The sequence below is a fragment of the Rhodococcoides fascians A44A genome (assembly GCF_000760735.1).
In the GTDB taxonomy this organism is placed as follows: domain Bacteria; phylum Actinomycetota; class Actinomycetes; order Mycobacteriales; family Mycobacteriaceae; genus Rhodococcoides; species Rhodococcoides fascians_E.
The window spans coordinates 1,081,572-1,097,453 of sequence record NZ_JMEX01000008.1 but is presented as its reverse complement, the minus strand read 5'-3'; the positions used below and the strand labels follow the sequence as shown (position 1 = coordinate 1,097,453).

Sequence of the window (15,882 nt, the reverse complement as noted above, 5' to 3'; positions counted from 1 at the left end):
GGTCGGTAGGTCAGGGCGCCGGGTGGTGGTTCGGTGTCGCCTCCGTGGCCGTCGGGGTGGATTCCTGCAGCGAGGGTGGGGTCGGCGGTGATCGCTGCCAAGAGCGTCGCGGTGATCTGCGCACGAACAGTGTCACTGAGCAGACCAGTGCTATCGGGCAGACCACTGCCAGTGAGCAGACCGGTGCGGTTGGGCATGCCTCTGCCTCTGCCGCTGGTGGGTGTGCTGGTGGGTGTGGGTACGGTTCCTGCTCGGCGGATCCGGCCGCGGTGGATCAGGCGCGGCACCCGGATCCGTAAAGGAGAGAGGATCTTTCCTGAGATGCGCTGGATCGAACCACCCTCGCCACCTGTACTGCCGGCATCGCCTGCTCTGGTTCTCGAGGGATCCTCGTCAACAACGGTCTCGGTGTCATCCGGCTCGGTATCGGTGTCACCCAGGCCCGTGTCTTCGGAAGTCACTGTGTCATCGCGAGTCACTGTGTCGTCGGGAGATGCTGTGCTGCCGGGAGGGTCGGCCTTGGCCGGTTCACCTTGTGTCTGGGTGTGTGGTGTTCGGGCGGTGAGGACGTCGTGGAGTTCGGTGAGCAGGCCTTGCCAGTGGGCGTCGGTGGCGATGAGGCGGGCCAGTTCCGGGTCGAGTGGGGTTCCGTCGGCCAGTACGGCGGGGTTCTGGCGTAATCCGAGCAGTGTTTCGGCGTCGAGGAGGATCTGCACCAGCGGACCCCGCCGAGGATCGGGCCGGTCCGCGGCCCCGTCCTGCGGGCAATGCTCACCGCGGCCGCAGTGGCATTCGAGGGCGTGTTCGCCGTGGATCAACGCCATCAACCCATCGACCCGTAACGCTGTCGTCGACCTGGGGTCTTGCTGGCAGACCGTTGCGGCGATCTCGGTCACCACTGCGTCGACTTCGGCGCCTTCGAGGTCGGTGACGATCGCTTCGAGTACCGATGCCCCACCGGAGTCGCGGCGCACCCGCATCGCCCGGCTACTGCGCGCCGTGCGCTCTTGTGCGGCTGCGGCCTCGTCCCGGTCGTGGGCGAGCCACAGTCGCCACAGCCACAGTCGCAGTGACCGCGGGGTCAACCGTTCCGCTGCAGCGACGGCCTCGTGTTCGAGGGCTGCGATGGTGGCATCGGATGCTTTGCCCAGCACAGCGGTCAGTACCTGGATCCGCGGCCAGTCGATTCCGCCGAAGACGAACCGCAGCGCTGTGAGCGGCATCCGCGACAGTTCTTGCCCGACGGTCAGCAACGGTCTCGTGGCGCTCTGCGACAGGCCCAGCGTCACCGCCACCTCGGTGACCGCCTGCGCCAGAACGGTCAACGGATCACCACCAGTGGTGTCGGCGTCCGTGAGGCGGATGTCGGCGATTTCGCACACCGCTTCCACCGTTCTGGCGCGGGCTATGTTCTCCCGTACCCGGCATACCGCGGCGTAGCCTGCCAACCCGGCCACGCACGCCGTACTCGATCCCGCCGAAACCCCCGTATCGAACATACTTTCGAATATACCGAGAGGGTCCGACAGGTTCACTCAAACAGCTGGTCAGGCATCACTGAAGCACCCGGTCGAGGAGGTGTTCGATGAGTTGCTCAGCGGAATGCCTTGTGCTGTAACCCTGCAGCATGCCTTGTGCGAGTCCGCCGACGGCCATGAGCACGAGGTCGGCATCGAGTTCGGCGGCGACTGAACGAGATTCGGCGTCACCGCGCGCACCTGCGAGCTGGTCGGTGACGAGTGTCGCGAGTGCTCGCGGTGCGGCGAGGTGTCCTCTGACGCTCCAGTCTTCGCCAGACCGCGGATCGGTCTGCTGCTGAAGTTTCTCTCGGCGGGAATTGCACCGACGGAGAAGCGGATGCGGAAGCTCATCGAATGGCTTCAACCTCGTACCGTGCTCAGCGACGAGGAATACGCTCTTGCACTGGCCGCGGTGAAGTTTCACGGACGCGGAAGTCGGCGCGATCACTGCACCGAGCCTTGTGCTCTTCGGTGCGGAGACGGTCGTCGCCGATCCGAACCTTCTGCGGCCCGGGCTCGTCGACACATCGGGCCTTCACCGATAGCCATGATCCGGTTCGTGCCTGACCGAGCGTCACCAGTTGCGTAGGTACTCGAGTGCGCGTGCTTGGGCGGCGTCGGATTCGGGGTGGGTGTAGAACGCGAAGTGGGTGCCGCGGTCAAGGGTCAGCAATTCGGACTCGGCGATACCCACGTGTGCGTGCTCGCTGTTCTCCGGCAGTACGTCCGAATCCGCGCTGCCCTGCACCAGCAAGGTGGGCGCTTCGATCGCTCCCCATCCCGGGTCGGCGGATTTGGCGAATTGCACCAGATCGTTGTCCCAGCCCGCTTTGCGCCTGCCCACCTGTGAGGCGGTGAGGGCCATGTCGAGGACGAACTGCTTCTTCACCGGATCGGAGTCGATGTATTTCACGTGTTCGTCGAATTCGTCACCACTGAGGGAGCTTTCGTCCGACACGGCGCCCTGGATCACCTGAAGCGGTTGATGCGCAACGAGTTTGCGCATCAACCAATCACCGATCCTGGTGGTCTGAAAGATGCGCGACGCGATGTCCGGAGTCGGGTTGACCCAGTGTTCGCTCAGGCACGCAATGGCCACGAGCGCACCGGTTCGGTCCGGGTGTGTGGCCGCGAACTGGTAGGCCGACGGCCCGCCTCCCGACCATGCCAGCACGCCCACCTTGGCGATCCCCAACTCGTCGAGCAGCGCGGCGTACAGATCAGCCTGCTCTCGCGGCGTCGCGCGATCGCCCAGTTCGGTTCCGAGGTAGCCGGGCCTCGACACCAAGATCGCCTGGAACTCGTCGACGGGGAGGAAGCCCGCCATCGCGGCGGCGGCGTCGATCCCGCCCGGCGAACCGTGCAGCACCAACACCGGTTTTCCGGAGCCTTTGACTGCGTACTCGATGGGCCCACGCGCAGTGGAGATCACCTTCACATCGACCAGTTGTTCCATGGCTCCTCATCAGCGCTCGGCGACTGAGGATCGATTCTGCTCGCCTGCTGACCTCGTCGCTTCGCCCGAATCGTGTGAGAACAGGGCTCTACATACTGAACGCGCCGCTGAAGTCGAGGGGCGCGGCTTCGACGTGCCGTCCGCGGGGCGTTGCGTCGACCAGTACACCGCCGTCGACGACGATGTCACCGCGGACGAGGACTGTGACGGGCTTCCCTCGCAGCGGTATCCCTTCGTAGGGTGTGTAGTCGGTTGCCATGTGCAGGGTGTCCGTCCCGGCGGTCCATTCGAGGTCCGGGTCCCAGATGGCGATGTCTGCGTCGGCCCCCGGCATCAACGATCCTTTGCGGGGATACAGGCCGTTGGTGCGGGCGGGATTGGTGGAGGTGAGCTCCACGAATCGGCTCGGGGTGAGTCCACGGCCGTTCACGAACGTCGAGAAGATCACCGGCAATCTCGTTTCGACGCCGGGTAGCCCGTTCGGCATATGCCTGACGTCGTGGCTGTGCACCTGCTTCTGGGCGGTGTCGTAGCAGCAGTGGTCGGATCCGATGGTGGTGATGTGGCCGGTGAACAGGTGCTGTCCCAATTCCTCGACGACATCGGCTGCACGCAACGGAGGGCAGCACACGAAACGTTCCGGGTGCTCGCCCTCGTACGCGGAGTCGTCGAGGATCAGGTGGTGTGCGACGGCTTCGGTGAAGGCGACGAGCCCACGCTTGCGGGCGTCGGCGACGAGTTCCACAGCTGCCGAACTGGATTGGTGGACGAAGTAGACGGGTGCCTGCTGTGACTCTGCAATCGCGAGAACGGCGGCAACCGACGCGGTTTCCGCCAGTTCGGGTCGTGTCTGCGACATGTGGGCCGCGTCCACACCGTCGGATGCCGCGGCAAAGTTCTGGGCGTCGGTGACGATCGCGTCGGATTCGCAGTGGATGATCACCATTCCGCCGAGGTCGCGTGTGGTCTGCATCGTGTTGAGGATGGTGTGTTCGTTCGCCATCGTCTCACCGGCGTAGGTGGTGAACATCTTCACCGTGCGGATGCCGGCGTCGGCCATGGTCGCGAGCTGATCGGCCGTCGTGTCGTTCCAGTCCACGACGCATGCGTGCAGCGCGGAATCGCACACACCTTCCTCGGCTTTGGCGCGTTGCTTCTCCGCTGCATCCAGCGGTTCCTGGCCGGGACGGGGAATGGCGAAGTCGACGATCGTCGTCGTTCCACCGAACACCGCAGCTGTCGTGCATTCGAGATAGGAATCGAGGGAGGTGAACTCACCGGAGGTGAAACCGACGTGGCAGTGCGGATCGACACCGCCCGGCATGACGAGTTTTCCGGTCGCATCGATCGTTTCGGCTGCTTCGTCGACCTCGCTGCCGGGGCTGAGTACGGCGACGATCTTGCCGTCGTCGATGAGTAGGTCCGCCGGGCCCGCCCAATGGGGCTCGACGAGAGTTCCGCCGCGGACGACCTTCATCGCTGTGCCTCCAGGTATGCCAACCAGCCTCCGCGGTCGCTGATGTCGACGACTCCCGCTGCCGTGAGGGAGTTCTCGCGCATCCGCATCGACAACGATCCCGTGCCGTCGGCCAATTCGATGACACCGAGTTCCAGTTCGGCGGGCTCACGCGGCAACAGTTCCTCGCGGAGTACGTCGTACTCGACCTCGTACAGTTCGCCTGGGACGACGAAGCCCGCGGTCGTCACCGGATGGAGTCCAGGAAACTCGTCGCGCACGGAGTAGAAGCGATACTTCGGTGCGGTGTCGACCGCGCCGAGAAACTTTGCGCGATTCAAGGCGTCGTTGAGCGTGCCACCGGACATTGCCTGCCCGTTGACGAACATGGTGACCAGAGCCATCGTCTTCCTTCTTTCGGGGTGGAGCGTTCAGTGAGCGGTGAGTTGGGTGAGTCGTGCGGGCGAGAAGGTGGAGACGTCCAGCTGCGGGGTCGATCCGTGCACCAGAGCGGTCAGGACATCCGCCCACAGTGGCGCGAACGTGAACGAATACGTCCCGCCTGCCACGAACAGTCCGGGTGCACCGTCGAGTTCGCCGATGACGGGCATCTCGTCCGGAGTGGTGACGACAGGTCCGGTCCAGGTGTCCGTGGGCGTGTCGCGATGCAGGGACGGCAGCAGCCGCGCGACCTGTGCGAGGTTGCCGACGGTGCTCTCGGCCAGCGTCGGCGCTGCATCATGGTCGTGGAACGGCCCCGCCGGCCAACCGCCTCCGAGGACGAGACGACCACGTCGGTCCTGCTTGATCGACATTCCCTCTCCCACATGCTGAACCAGCACCTCGAGTGTGCCGGGCGCGGCGTCCAGGGAGTGCATCTGAAGGGATGTCGGAACTAGATCGAGCGAGACCCCGGCCATGGCGGCGATCCGAGCCATCCACGGTCCGGCCACATCGACGACGACGGGCGCGGTCCACGTGCCGGCCGGGCTGGCGACGTGCCACACACCGTCGACGCGGTCGAGTCCGGTGACCGGGGTCTCGGGGTGCAGGACTGCGCCTTCGGCGACTGCTTGGCGCAGCAATGCCGGTCCGGCGAGGTCCGGTTCGGCGAACCCGTCCCACGCGCACCAGGTGGCTGCCGTGACGCTCGGCCCGAGCAACGGGAGGGCGCGGCGTGCTTCGTCGCCGGTCAGCACCTCGGTCGGGATCCCTGCTGCGTCTTCCCAGGTGTGCTTCGTCTGCAGCGTGAGGGCCTGTTCGTCGGTCTCCGCGGCCATGAAACCGCCGCAGCGGTTCAAGCCGAGGCCGGGAACACTCTCGCCGAGAACATCCCACAGTGCGCTGGTCGACTTCTGCAGTGGCAGCAGCTGTTCGACGTCGACGGCCGTTCCCTGACCGGGGCGTCGGGTGTGAATGGTCTGAATGTGCAGATTGCCGGCGGTCGTACCGGATCCAGCGGTGTTGGGCAGCGTTCGATCCAGCACGGCGACGCGGGAGCCGGCCCGCGTGAGTGCAAGGGCCGTCGCGGCGCCGACGATTCCGGCACCGATGACGACCACGTCGACCTCAGAGTGCATGACTTGCCCCTACCGGCCGCGCGTACGCGTCTTGAATGCCGGACTGCACGACGATGTTCTGCAGCACGTCGAGGGTCTCGGGATCGGTGACCGGCAACAGCGGGTCGCGAACGTATCCGCCGGGTTGCCCGAGCAGGTTCATCACGGCCTTCAGCTGAGGAATCGGAGATGCGTGAATTCCGCTGTAGTCGCCGTTGATCAGGCTTCCGGAGAACGCGCGGTACTTGTCCACCCAGCCGCGTGCGGAGTCGGCGTCACCTTCCGCGACCGCTCGATAGAAGGGAACGGCGAACGGGGCGCCGACGCCACCGCCGTCGATGTTGCCGTCGCCACCGAGCTCGAGCAGCGTGGCCAATCCTCGGCGGTGCAGGAAGCTCCCGAACACGCGCACTCGATCGGATACTGCTTCGACGGTGTCGAGCATCCTCAGCCAGTCGCCGGTGCTGTCCTTGATCGCCACGACGTTGTCCAAGTCGGCGAGGCGTGAGAACAAGCCTGGTACCGCAGCCATGTCGACGGCCACACCGCGTGGCCAGTTGTACGCCATGAACGGTAGTTCGGTTGCTGTGGAGACTTTTTCGTAGAACCGGAAGGTCTCCTCGCCGGAGGTGTGCACGTACGGCGGGGGAGTGGACAGCACACCGTCGGCGCCTGCCGATGCGGCATGCGCCGCGAGTTCACTCGACTCGCGTGTGGTGTAGGCGCTGACGCCGATGACCACGGGAAAGCGTCCGGCGACGGCGTCGATCGCGATCTCGGCGACCTGTCGGCGTTCGTCGTCGGTCTGGCTGAACCATTCACCGGTGCTTCCGTTGACGAGGACTCCGTCCACAGCGACATCGGCGTAGAGGTTCATCAGGTCGCGGAGACCGTCGGCGTCGACGGCGCCGGACTCGGTGAACGGGGTGGGGGATGCGGGCCAGTAGCCGGACCACGCGACATCATCGCGGTTCATGATGGAGACCTTTCGAACGAGATCGGTCGGACGAGCGACCGTCTCGGAGAAGTTTTGGGATCGATTGCATAGACTGCCGTCGGGTGGCCGCGATCGTCAAGCCGGAAACGTACTTGTAACGAGCGCACTGTCCAATATCCCTACCGGCCACCGAGAATGTCCGAGTGAACAGCGAGAGGAAGGTGAGGCGACCGATGGCGGTCACCTTGATCGACGTGGCCGATGCCGCTGGAGTGTCACGGAGTACGGCGTCCCGTGCGCTGAGCGGATCGTCGTTGATCTCGGCCGAGACTCGCGCTGCAGTGCAGGAGGCGGCGCGCTCGCTGGGATATCGACCGAATCGTGCCGCGAGTGCCCTCCGGTCCAATCGTTCGCATCTGATCGGCCTGGTCATGAACAACCTGATCAACGCCTCTTTCCACACCGTTGCCGAAGTGGTGCAGAAGCGTGCGTCGGCGAGCGGCTTCCAGGTTCTGCTGTGCATCACCGACGCTGATCCGGCTCGGGAGAACGACGTGCTCGCGATGCTCGGCGACCACGGAGTCGACGGCACCATCGTCATCGGCAGTGGCCGAAGCGCTGCGGCGTCGAACGCGCTGCTCGCCGAGGGCCGAGCCGTGGTCAACCTCATCAGGTCCGTGCAGGGCAGCAAGGCGTCGACGGTCCTCGCCGACGATCTCGACGGTGCCCGTGATGCCATCGCTCACCTCGTGTCGTTGGGACATCGCCGGATCGGTTACATCGGTGGCACCGAGGACGCGACGTCGGGCCGGGAGCGCTACGAGGGATATCGGTCTGCGTTGTTCGACGCGGGCATCGACGTCGACCAGGCCATCGTGAGGCAAGGGCCGTTCACGACCGAGTTCGGCGCCGAAGCCGTGAACTCGCTGTTGGACGGGCCCGAGCCCATGACCGCGCTCTACGCGGCCAACCATGAGGCGGTGTTCGGGATTCTGCCGACCCTCGCGTCGCGAGGGGTTTCCGTGCCCGACGACTTGTCCCTCATCTGCCACGAGGACATGCCCTGGTTGGCGTTGTGGCAGCCGGCGATCACCGTGGTCGACAACGGCGCGGCTCAACTGGCGAATGTGGCGATGGATCTGCTGTTCCAGCAGATCAACGGGGCCGCGGTGCCGGACAGGCGGACCTACCGAGTCGGGGCCCAGCTGGTCGAGCGTGCCTCGTGTGGCGCGGTGACGGGCACTACATGAGCGGCGCGGTACGTGGGGTCGCCACCCTCGAATGGTTAAAACTTCATGTATCGCGTGTCATCCGTGTTAACCACGTTGACGCTGACGAAATGCTCTGAGACGCTTTATGCAATCGATCCCATTGGGATCGGCTCGCACCTCGCGAACATTCGAATGGTCACTGCTGCAGTGCAGTTGACGAACGAAAGGCACACCCATGCGCAGGATCATCACGCGGACTCCGCTCCTCGGAATCGCCGCCGCGGCCGTCGTGGCAGCAGGGCTCACCGGCTGCAGCTCCGCTGCGGACGAGCAGGCAGCGCCGACGGACTGTACGCCGACGCTCGGGGCGTCCGATCTGGCCGAGGAGGGTGCGTTGACGATGGCGACGAACGCCACGCTGCCTCCCATGCAGTACGTCGACGCCAATGGCGACGTCGTCGGAATGCGGGTCGAACTGGGCAAGGAAATCGCCAAGCGTCTGTGCCTGACGCCGAAGTTCGTCAACATCGAGTTCGAGGCGCAGATCCCCGGAGTGCAGAGCGGACGCTGGGACATGATCGACACAGGCATGTTCTACACACCGGCGCGTGCGGAGACGATCGACCTGGTGCCGTACGAGGTTCAGGCGGTGTCGATTTCGGTGCCGTCGGGTAATCCCGAGTCGATTTCCAGCGTCGACGATCTGGCCGGCAAGACCATCGGCGTCGAGGCGCCGGGTTACGAGTTCGACACGCTCACTGCGTTGTCCGAGCAGTTCGCGTCCGAAGGCAAGCCGCCGCTGACGGTCCAGACCTTCAAGACCAATGCCGATGCTTACCAGGCTCTTTCGGCTGGACAGCTCGACGGAACCTCCATCGTGGAATCGGTCACGTCCTTCTACCAGGAGGACGGACGCTTCGAGACGGCCGTCGGTGGAATCAACGAGGCCCCTCTCGCAATGGGATTCGCCAAGGGCAGCGCGTCGTCCGCCGAGGTCGCACGTGTGCTGACGGAGATGCGTGAAGACGGCTACCTCCCCGAGTTGTTCGAGCAGTACGACGTCACCGGGTACGAGGGCGACATCGCCGTCAGTACCGGGCCGCTGGACAGCTGATCCACATGTGGTCCTGGGACGCCTTCTTTTCCATTCTCACCAGCACGCAACTCCTCGAGGGTGCGTGGGTCACGATCTGGCTCACCGTCGTCAGCATGATCCTCGGTTTGATTCTCGCGGTCGTCGTCGCCGCGGCGAGGTCGTCGAAGCTGATGCCGCTGCGCGCGATCGCCGGGTTCTACGTCTGGCTCATGCGCGGAACACCGCTGCTGGTGCAGCTGGTGATCATCTACACCGGCCTACCTCAGGTCGGAATCAAACTCGGTGTCATCGAAGCGGCGTTGCTCGGCTTGGTGCTCAACGAGGCCGCGTACCTGTCGGAAATCGTTCGGTCCGGTTTGCTCTCGGTTCCGACCGGTCAGACCGAAGCAGCGCGTGCGCTGGGAATGTCTCCGACAAAGGTCTTCCGCGTCGTGGTTCTGCCTCAGGCTCTGCGGGTGATGATTCCGCCGCTCGGCAACAGTTTCAACGGTCTGCTCAAGACCACGACGCTCGTGTCGGTCATCTCGGTGCAAGAGTTGCTCCGCCGCACCCAGTTCCTGGTGCAGATCAATTTCCGGGTGTTGGAAGGACTGTGTGCCGCCGCGCTGTACTTCCTCGTCCTCACGACGCTGTGGGGCTTGATTCAGCGCATGATCGAGGTCCGTGTGGGTCGGGGCTACGACCGTGACTACCGACGCAAAGGTGGCGCGAAGACCGACAAGTTGGACGACAGTGTGATGGAAGCCGAGGCCGTGAACCGATGATCGACGCAGCGAAAGTGATCGACGCCAGGAAAGTCACCACGACGATGGTCGAGGTGCGCAACATGACCAAGGCCTACAACGATCTGGTCGTCCTCGACGACATCGACTTCACCGTCGACAAGGGCGAAGTAGTGCTGCTTCTCGGTCCGTCGGGCAGTGGCAAGAGCACGTTGTTGCGGACGCTGAACTGCCTCGAGACCATCCAGTCCGGCACGGTGCGTGTCTGTGGGGAGATGATGGGCTTCTCCGACAATGCGAATCGAACTCCCTTGTCCGAAGCACAGATTGCGAAGCAACGTCACCACACGGGCATGGTGTTCCAGAGCTTCAACCTGTTTCCGATGATGACGGCACTGGACAACGTGGCGTCCGGCCCTCGGCACGTGCTCGGCACACAGAAGGACCGTGCACGTCGCCAAGCCCGAGAACTGCTCGATCTGGTGGGCTTGGCGGACAAGGGCGAGAACTACCCCTCGCAGCTCTCCGGTGGGCAACAGCAGCGCGTCGCCATCGCCCGAGCACTTGCCATGAAACCCGAAGTGATGCTGTTCGACGAACCGACCTCGGCTCTGGACCCGGAGATGGTCAACGAGGTGCTCGACGTGATGCTTCGCCTGCGCGACGAAGGCATGACGATGGTCGTCGTCAGCCACGAGATGGGTTTCGCCAAAGCCGCAGCCGATCGTGTGGTCTTCATGAGCGACGGCAAGATCGTCGAGGAGGCGCCCCCGAACGAGTTCTTCGACAACCCGAAGAACGCTCGTACCCAACAATTTCTCAGCCGGATTCTCTGACCGCTGAGGAGCCGATGTTTCGAAGGCCCCGGTACGTGGAAGACAAGACCGAGTTCGGACGTGATCGCCCGGGCACCGCGGTCGAGCCAGGGCCCGGAGGTTCAAACACTCGTGCCTCCGGGCCCGCCGCTGCGGGTATCCAATCCCCCCGACGAATCAGCGACCGATGACGTCCAGGGCTGCTCCGATGATGGAGTCCGTGTCGATGTGGTGGTATCTGTACACCTCGTCCAGTGAGCCCACCTGACCGAAATCACTGACGCCCAACGACGTCGACGCGACTTTGTTGACGGTGGCCAGAAACGCCAGGGTGTGTGGATGGCCGTCGAGCACGGTCACCAGGGGCGTTGCCCGATCCGAGGGCAGTAGCTGGTCCAGAATCCAGGAGTCACCTGTTCTGTGCCCCTGGCGTGCCTGGATCGCGCGGTAGAGCTCGCCGGGGCTGGTGACGCACAGGACGTCGGCGACGACGCCGATGCCGTCGAGTCGTTCGGCAGCCTGGAGTGCCTCGGTCATCAGCGCCCCCATCGCGGCGATCGTGACCGTGGCTCCGTCGCGCCTGACGAGGGGGTATCCGCCGGCAACGACCTGGCGTCTGCGCCGTTCCCGGGCAGCGGGGTCGGTGGGCACGTCGGCCAGTGTCTGATCGACGGGACGAGTGGACAACCGCAGGTACGCGGAGCTGCCGTCAGGCCTGCCGAGGCGGCCGATGCTGGCGAGCAGCGTCCACTCGACATCGATGGCGAACGCAGGCTCGTACGTGATGCACCCCGGTTGTTCCAGGCCGATCGACGGAGTCTTGATCGACTGGTGCGCGCCGCCCTCCGCAGCGAGAGTGACACCGGACGGAGTGCCGACGAGAATCGACTGGCCACCTGCGTAGATGCCGTAGGACCAGGGTTCGAGCGCGCGTTCGACGAACGGGTCGTACATGACCCCGATCGGGAACAAGGGCTGTCCCCACCGACTCCACGTGGCGCCGAGTTCGCCCATGAGTCCGACGAGGTTGGTCTCGGCAATGCCCAGCTCCATGTGCTGGCCGGTGGGCTTCTCCCGCCAATGCATGATCGTCTCCGCGTCGTCCTCGAACCAATCGTGACGCTCGGCCGAGGACCAGACCCCGACCTTGTTCACCCAGCCACCGAGGTTGGTGGTCGAGCTGACATCAGGGCTGACCGTGACGACCCGGCTCGCGGCGTCCGGCGCATCCCGCGTCAGATCGATGAGCACGCGCCCCAGTGCAGCCTGAGTGGTGGCTGTGCCCTTCGGTGTCCGGCCGATGTCGACCGGCACGGCGGGAGGTTCGGATACAGCGACGGGATCGCGACGAAGGCGAGCAGCTGCCGCGTCGCACACCAGGTCCGACGGGCTGCCCGGGGCGAACGTCGCCCACGGATCGGCCGGATCGACGCCGAGGGATCTACCCAGAGCCTCGTACTCGTCGACGGTCAGAAGCGACGAATGATTCTGCGGGTGACCCTGGGTCGGCAGGCCGAATCCCTTGACGGTGTAGGCGATGACGACGGTCGGCCTGGTGTCGTCGATGCGGGAGTACGCGTCGCGCAACGCCGCCATGTCGTGGCCGCCGAGATTACGGATGGACTCGGTGAGCAGTGCGTCGTCGAGATCGGAGATCAGGTCCGCGATCGCCGACGCGTCCTGGCCTGTCCCGGGAAGCCGGGATCGGAGTTCGTCGGCGGTGCAGCGGAGGAGCCGCTGGTACTCGGGGTTGGGCATATCGAGAATTCGGCTGCGCAGTGCTTCCCCGCCTGGACGGGCGAAGAGATCCTCGAGGAGGCGGCCGAACTTGACGGTGATCACTTGCCAGCCGGCGGCGTCGAACATCTTCTCGAGGCGCCGTGCAGCGATGTTGGGGACCACCCGATCGAGCGATTGACGGTTCAGGTCGACGATCCACACGATCTCGCCGAGCTCGGCGATACCTGGATCGATGATCGCCTCCCACACGGCTCCCTCGTCGAGTTCGGCGTCTCCGACCAGTGAGTACTGGCGTCCGGAAAACCCCGACGGTCGTGATGTCTCGTCGGGATCGCCGAAGCTGGTTTCGACGTATCGGCGTGACATAGCACCCCAGATGGGTGCGGTGGCACCGATTCCCACCGAGCCCGTGGAGTAGTCGACGGGGTCGGGATCCTTGGCACGCGACGGATAGGACTGCAATCCGCCGAACGAGCGCAGAGTGGTGAGGTACTTCGCGTCGAGCTCACCCAGCAGATAGTTGATCGCATGGAGAACCGGAGAAGCGTGCGGCTTGACCGACACGCGATCCCCGGCTTCCAGCTGTTCGAACCACAGCGAGGTCATGATCGAGACCATCGATGCGCACGAGGCCTGGTGACCACCCACTTTGAGTCCCGACGGGTTGGGCCGAACTCGATTGGCGTGATGGATGATCGACGTCGACAGCCACAGCACCTTCTCGGCGATCTCGTGCAGATCGTCACGAGCGCCCCGGGGCGAATGATGTTCGGCGGGAGTGATGCTGGTCATGACTGCTCAGTCGATCAGACATCGATGTACTGCACAATGCACGAACGGGAGACTGAGCACGATGCACGGTTTCAAGTGCACCAGGCGGCGTCGAATTGGTCGAAGTGGTCAATGGCAGCCGCCCATGACATCTGTCATCACGTTTTCATGGAGAAGTCACTGCACAAGATGATGAGGCGCACTGTTTTTCGTTTCCGATGAACGACAGAGTCGTAGATGGAAAGGGCACCTGGCTCACAGCATCCACGAAGGAGACGAAGATGAGGAATTCGACCAAGTTCGCGCTGACCACCCTGGCCGCTGCCGCGCTCTTCGGGACCGCGGGTGCCGTCGGGACCACGGCAGCGTCGGCGGACACGATCGAGAACCTGACGCCGCGAGCGAACGACGGCGCGCAGTGCGTGGTGTTGGACGACCACGGTCGTGAGCAGGAGTTTCTGTACAGCCCGCTCGACTGCTCTAACGCTCAATCGGATATCGATCGAGAGGAGCGCCGCGAAGAACGACGCGAGGAGCGCGCGTCCGCGGAATGAGGCATGAGCCGTTCACCGTGAGATAGTGGCCCATGCGGCCGACCTGTTCTGTGTACGTGGATACCGGCTACCTCTTGGCTTCTGCCGCAACTCGAAGGACAGGCACGTCTCTGCGCAGCGGAATCTTCGTGGATTACGCAACGTTGATCGCCGCTCTGGTCGACGCCGCAGAGACCCGATCGGGCTTACCGATACTCCGCGTGTACTGGTACGACTCCGCGCGGAACGGAGTTCCGGACGCCCAACAGGAGCGCATCGGTGAACTGTCCAAGGTCAAGCTCCGACTCGGCCGGTTCGGGGTCAACGGTGAACAGAAGGGCGTCGACCTCCGCATCGGACTGGACCTCGTCGCTCACGCGAGGAGCAACGCGTCGGACGTGTTCTTCCTCGTGTCCGGAGACGACGATCTGACCGAGGCCGTCGAGGAGGCACAGGCACACGGTGTGCAAGTGCTGCTCCTGACCGTCCCGACGAACGACGGCAAACCCCACGGCGTCAGTCGCCACTTGATCCGAGCGTCCGACGGACTCGACTTCTTCGACGGCGCCGCCGTGGATGCGGCCGTCATGAAGATCGATCGGCAGCCGCCTCCCGTCGTCGTCACCGATCCGGTGAGCGTCCCCAAGCCTGCGCACCGGCCGGGACCCAAGCCCGGCCCCCGCGTGCCCACTCCGCTCGACGTCGCGTCCACCGCGCAGGCACCCGCTCCCGTTCGGCCCGCGAACGTTCTCGTCTACAGCGGAACCACCGGATCGGGCAGTACCGTCCAACCCGAGTACGTGATGGCGGGTGAGGAAACCGAACTGATCGACGAAGTGGTCTCCCGCGTCCTGGCATCGTTGGAAGCGAGCAGCACACCCGAGGACAAGCTGAGCCTGCAACGCACCAGGCCGAACATCCCACCGGATATCGACCGGGCACTCCTGCTCGACGCCTCCGACGCCATGGGGCATCACGACCTCGACGAGGGAATTCGATACCGCCTGCGCGCGCGATTCTGGGAGAAGTACGACGAACAGTGACGGCCGACGGGCCCTACACTCGTCGCATGCATCGCATCTTCACCACCAGCGTCGCTTCGGTGTATCCGCTGTACGTCACCAAGCTGGAACGCAAGGGACGCACGGAAGAAGAGTTGCGTGAAGTCGTGGAATGGCTGACCGGATTCGACAGTGCTGCATTGGAACACCATCTCTCCGCCGAAACGACGTTCGAGGATTTCTTCGCCGACGCACGGCTCAATCCGGGCGCGTCGTCGATCACCGGTCTGGTGTGCGGGGTGCGCGTCGAGAACGTAGAGGATCCGCTGATGCAGAAGATTCGCTACCTGGACAAGCTGGTGGACGAACTGGCCAAGGGAAAGAAGATGGAGAAGGTGCTGCGGACCTGACCGGACGTGTGTATGTACCGTTGCTGCGGTGAAATCAACTCGTGTTTCGGTGTCCGGTGTTCTCGTGTCCAGCGCGGCACTCGTCCTGACGTTGGCTGCATGTAGCTCCGACTCCGATGCTCCGGCGGCGTCGACGTCCTCCGCCGCATCGTCGGTAGCGGAGGCAGCGACGTGCCCCACCGCGGAACCGGACGACGCGGGCGACCCCGAGTGGACTCTGGCGGGAGATACCGGCAGCGTGTCGGTCATCGGTTCCACGGATTCGTCGGCTCCCGTGGTGGACGTCGAGGCGCCGTTCAGCGTCTCGCAGACGCAGGTGCAGACGTTGCAGGCCGGCGACGGACCTGTCGTGGCGGACGACGCCGAGGTCTCGGTCTGCTACATGGGCGTCAACGGACGCGACGGATCGGTGTTCGACAGCAGTTACCAGCGCGGAGCCCCGGTGGAGTTCCCGCTGACCGGCGTCGTCCCCGGATTCCAGAAGGCGATCGCAGGCCAGACGACGGGGTCGACCGTGGCTGTGGCCATGAACTCCGCCGACGGCTACCCGGACGGTCAGCCCCGCGCCGGAATCGAAGCCGGCGACAGTCTTGTGTTCGCGATCAAAATTCTGGGCGTCACCGGATAACTTCCCGGTGCGTGGCACGAATAGTTG

Annotated in this window: 16 protein-coding genes; 8 read left to right on the top strand and 8 right to left on the bottom strand. The window is 64.5% G+C overall.

The window, feature by feature from the left end; genetic code table 11:
- The 7 genes from BH95_RS17550 to BH95_RS17520 form a co-directional block, all read right to left on the bottom strand.
- On the bottom strand, positions 1–1,499 hold a 1,499-nt coding region (locus BH95_RS17550), incomplete at its 3' end, for a DUF222 domain-containing protein (protein ID WP_244165016.1).
- Positions 1,500–1,554: 55 nt separating this feature from the next.
- Positions 1,555–1,884: a hypothetical protein gene (locus BH95_RS29255; protein WP_208601178.1), complete on the bottom strand. Its 330-nt coding sequence runs from the start codon at positions 1,882–1,884 to the stop codon at positions 1,555–1,557.
- 210 nt (positions 1,885–2,094) lie between these two features.
- The gene (locus BH95_RS17540; RefSeq protein ID WP_020111116.1) at positions 2,095–2,976 is read right to left on the bottom strand and encodes an alpha/beta fold hydrolase; all 882 of its coding nucleotides are present in this window, start codon (positions 2,974–2,976) and stop codon (positions 2,095–2,097) included.
- A gap of 88 nt (positions 2,977–3,064) precedes the next feature.
- Positions 3,065–4,453: a dihydropyrimidinase gene (gene hydA, locus BH95_RS17535; protein WP_020111115.1), complete on the bottom strand. Its 1,389-nt coding sequence runs from the start codon at positions 4,451–4,453 to the stop codon at positions 3,065–3,067.
- Positions 4,450–4,836, bottom strand: coding sequence for an allophanate hydrolase-related protein (locus BH95_RS17530; RefSeq protein ID WP_019667566.1), 387 nt, complete (start codon positions 4,834–4,836; stop codon positions 4,450–4,452). The genes hydA and BH95_RS17530 overlap by 4 nt, the downstream gene beginning before the upstream one ends.
- Before the next feature lie 27 nt (positions 4,837–4,863).
- On the bottom strand, positions 4,864–6,012 hold the full coding sequence (locus BH95_RS17525) for an NAD(P)/FAD-dependent oxidoreductase (protein ID WP_244165015.1): 1,149 nt from the start codon (positions 6,010–6,012) through the stop codon (positions 4,864–4,866).
- A complete protein-coding gene (locus BH95_RS17520) occupies positions 6,002–6,967 on the bottom strand; it encodes a dihydrodipicolinate synthase family protein (protein WP_037183315.1) in 966 nt (321 codons plus the stop codon). The genes BH95_RS17525 and BH95_RS17520 overlap by 11 nt, the downstream gene beginning before the upstream one ends.
- A 194-nt stretch (positions 6,968–7,161) precedes the next feature.
- Between BH95_RS17520 and BH95_RS17515 the strand changes: the two genes are divergently transcribed.
- The 4 genes from BH95_RS17515 (at position 7,162) to BH95_RS17500 (ending at position 10,793) form a co-directional block, all read left to right on the top strand.
- A complete protein-coding gene (locus BH95_RS17515; RefSeq protein WP_037183314.1) occupies positions 7,162–8,178 on the top strand; it encodes a LacI family DNA-binding transcriptional regulator in 1,017 nt (338 codons plus the stop codon).
- A 196-nt stretch (positions 8,179–8,374) separates the two neighbouring features.
- Entirely contained in the window at positions 8,375–9,253 is an 879-nt protein-coding gene (locus BH95_RS17510; RefSeq protein ID WP_019667570.1) for an ABC transporter substrate-binding protein, read from the top strand.
- Between the two features lie 5 nt (positions 9,254–9,258).
- On the top strand, positions 9,259–9,999 hold the full coding sequence (locus BH95_RS17505) for an amino acid ABC transporter permease (RefSeq protein ID WP_037183312.1): 741 nt from the start codon (positions 9,259–9,261) through the stop codon (positions 9,997–9,999).
- Positions 9,996–10,793: an amino acid ABC transporter ATP-binding protein gene (locus BH95_RS17500; RefSeq protein ID WP_019667572.1), complete on the top strand. Its 798-nt coding sequence runs from the start codon at positions 9,996–9,998 to the stop codon at positions 10,791–10,793. Before BH95_RS17505 ends, BH95_RS17500 begins: the two co-directional genes overlap by 4 nt.
- A 156-nt stretch (positions 10,794–10,949) precedes the next feature.
- Here the strand turns inward: BH95_RS17500 and BH95_RS17495 are convergent, their stop codons facing one another.
- On the bottom strand, positions 10,950–13,304 hold the full coding sequence (locus BH95_RS17495) for a transketolase-like TK C-terminal-containing protein (protein WP_037183310.1): 2,355 nt from the start codon (positions 13,302–13,304) through the stop codon (positions 10,950–10,952).
- 260 nt (positions 13,305–13,564) lie between these two features.
- Between BH95_RS17495 and BH95_RS17490 the strand changes: the two genes are divergently transcribed.
- From BH95_RS17490 to BH95_RS17475, 4 genes are all read left to right on the top strand, one after another.
- The gene (locus tag BH95_RS17490) at positions 13,565–13,837 is read left to right on the top strand and encodes a hypothetical protein (RefSeq protein ID WP_244165013.1); all 273 of its coding nucleotides are present in this window, start codon (positions 13,565–13,567) and stop codon (positions 13,835–13,837) included.
- 128 nt (positions 13,838–13,965) lie between these two features.
- Entirely contained in the window at positions 13,966–14,859 is an 894-nt protein-coding gene (locus BH95_RS17485) for an NYN domain-containing protein (protein ID WP_033190024.1), read from the top strand.
- A 26-nt stretch (positions 14,860–14,885) separates the two neighbouring features.
- Positions 14,886–15,227 (top strand): DUF2200 domain-containing protein, encoded by a 342-nt coding sequence (locus BH95_RS17480; RefSeq protein WP_019667577.1) that lies wholly within the window; start codon positions 14,886–14,888, stop codon positions 15,225–15,227.
- A gap of 49 nt (positions 15,228–15,276) precedes the next feature.
- Complete coding sequence (locus tag BH95_RS17475; RefSeq protein ID WP_037183307.1) at positions 15,277–15,855, top strand: FKBP-type peptidyl-prolyl cis-trans isomerase; 579 nt, start codon at positions 15,277–15,279, stop codon at positions 15,853–15,855.
- Positions 15,856–15,882 lie beyond the last annotated feature (27 nt).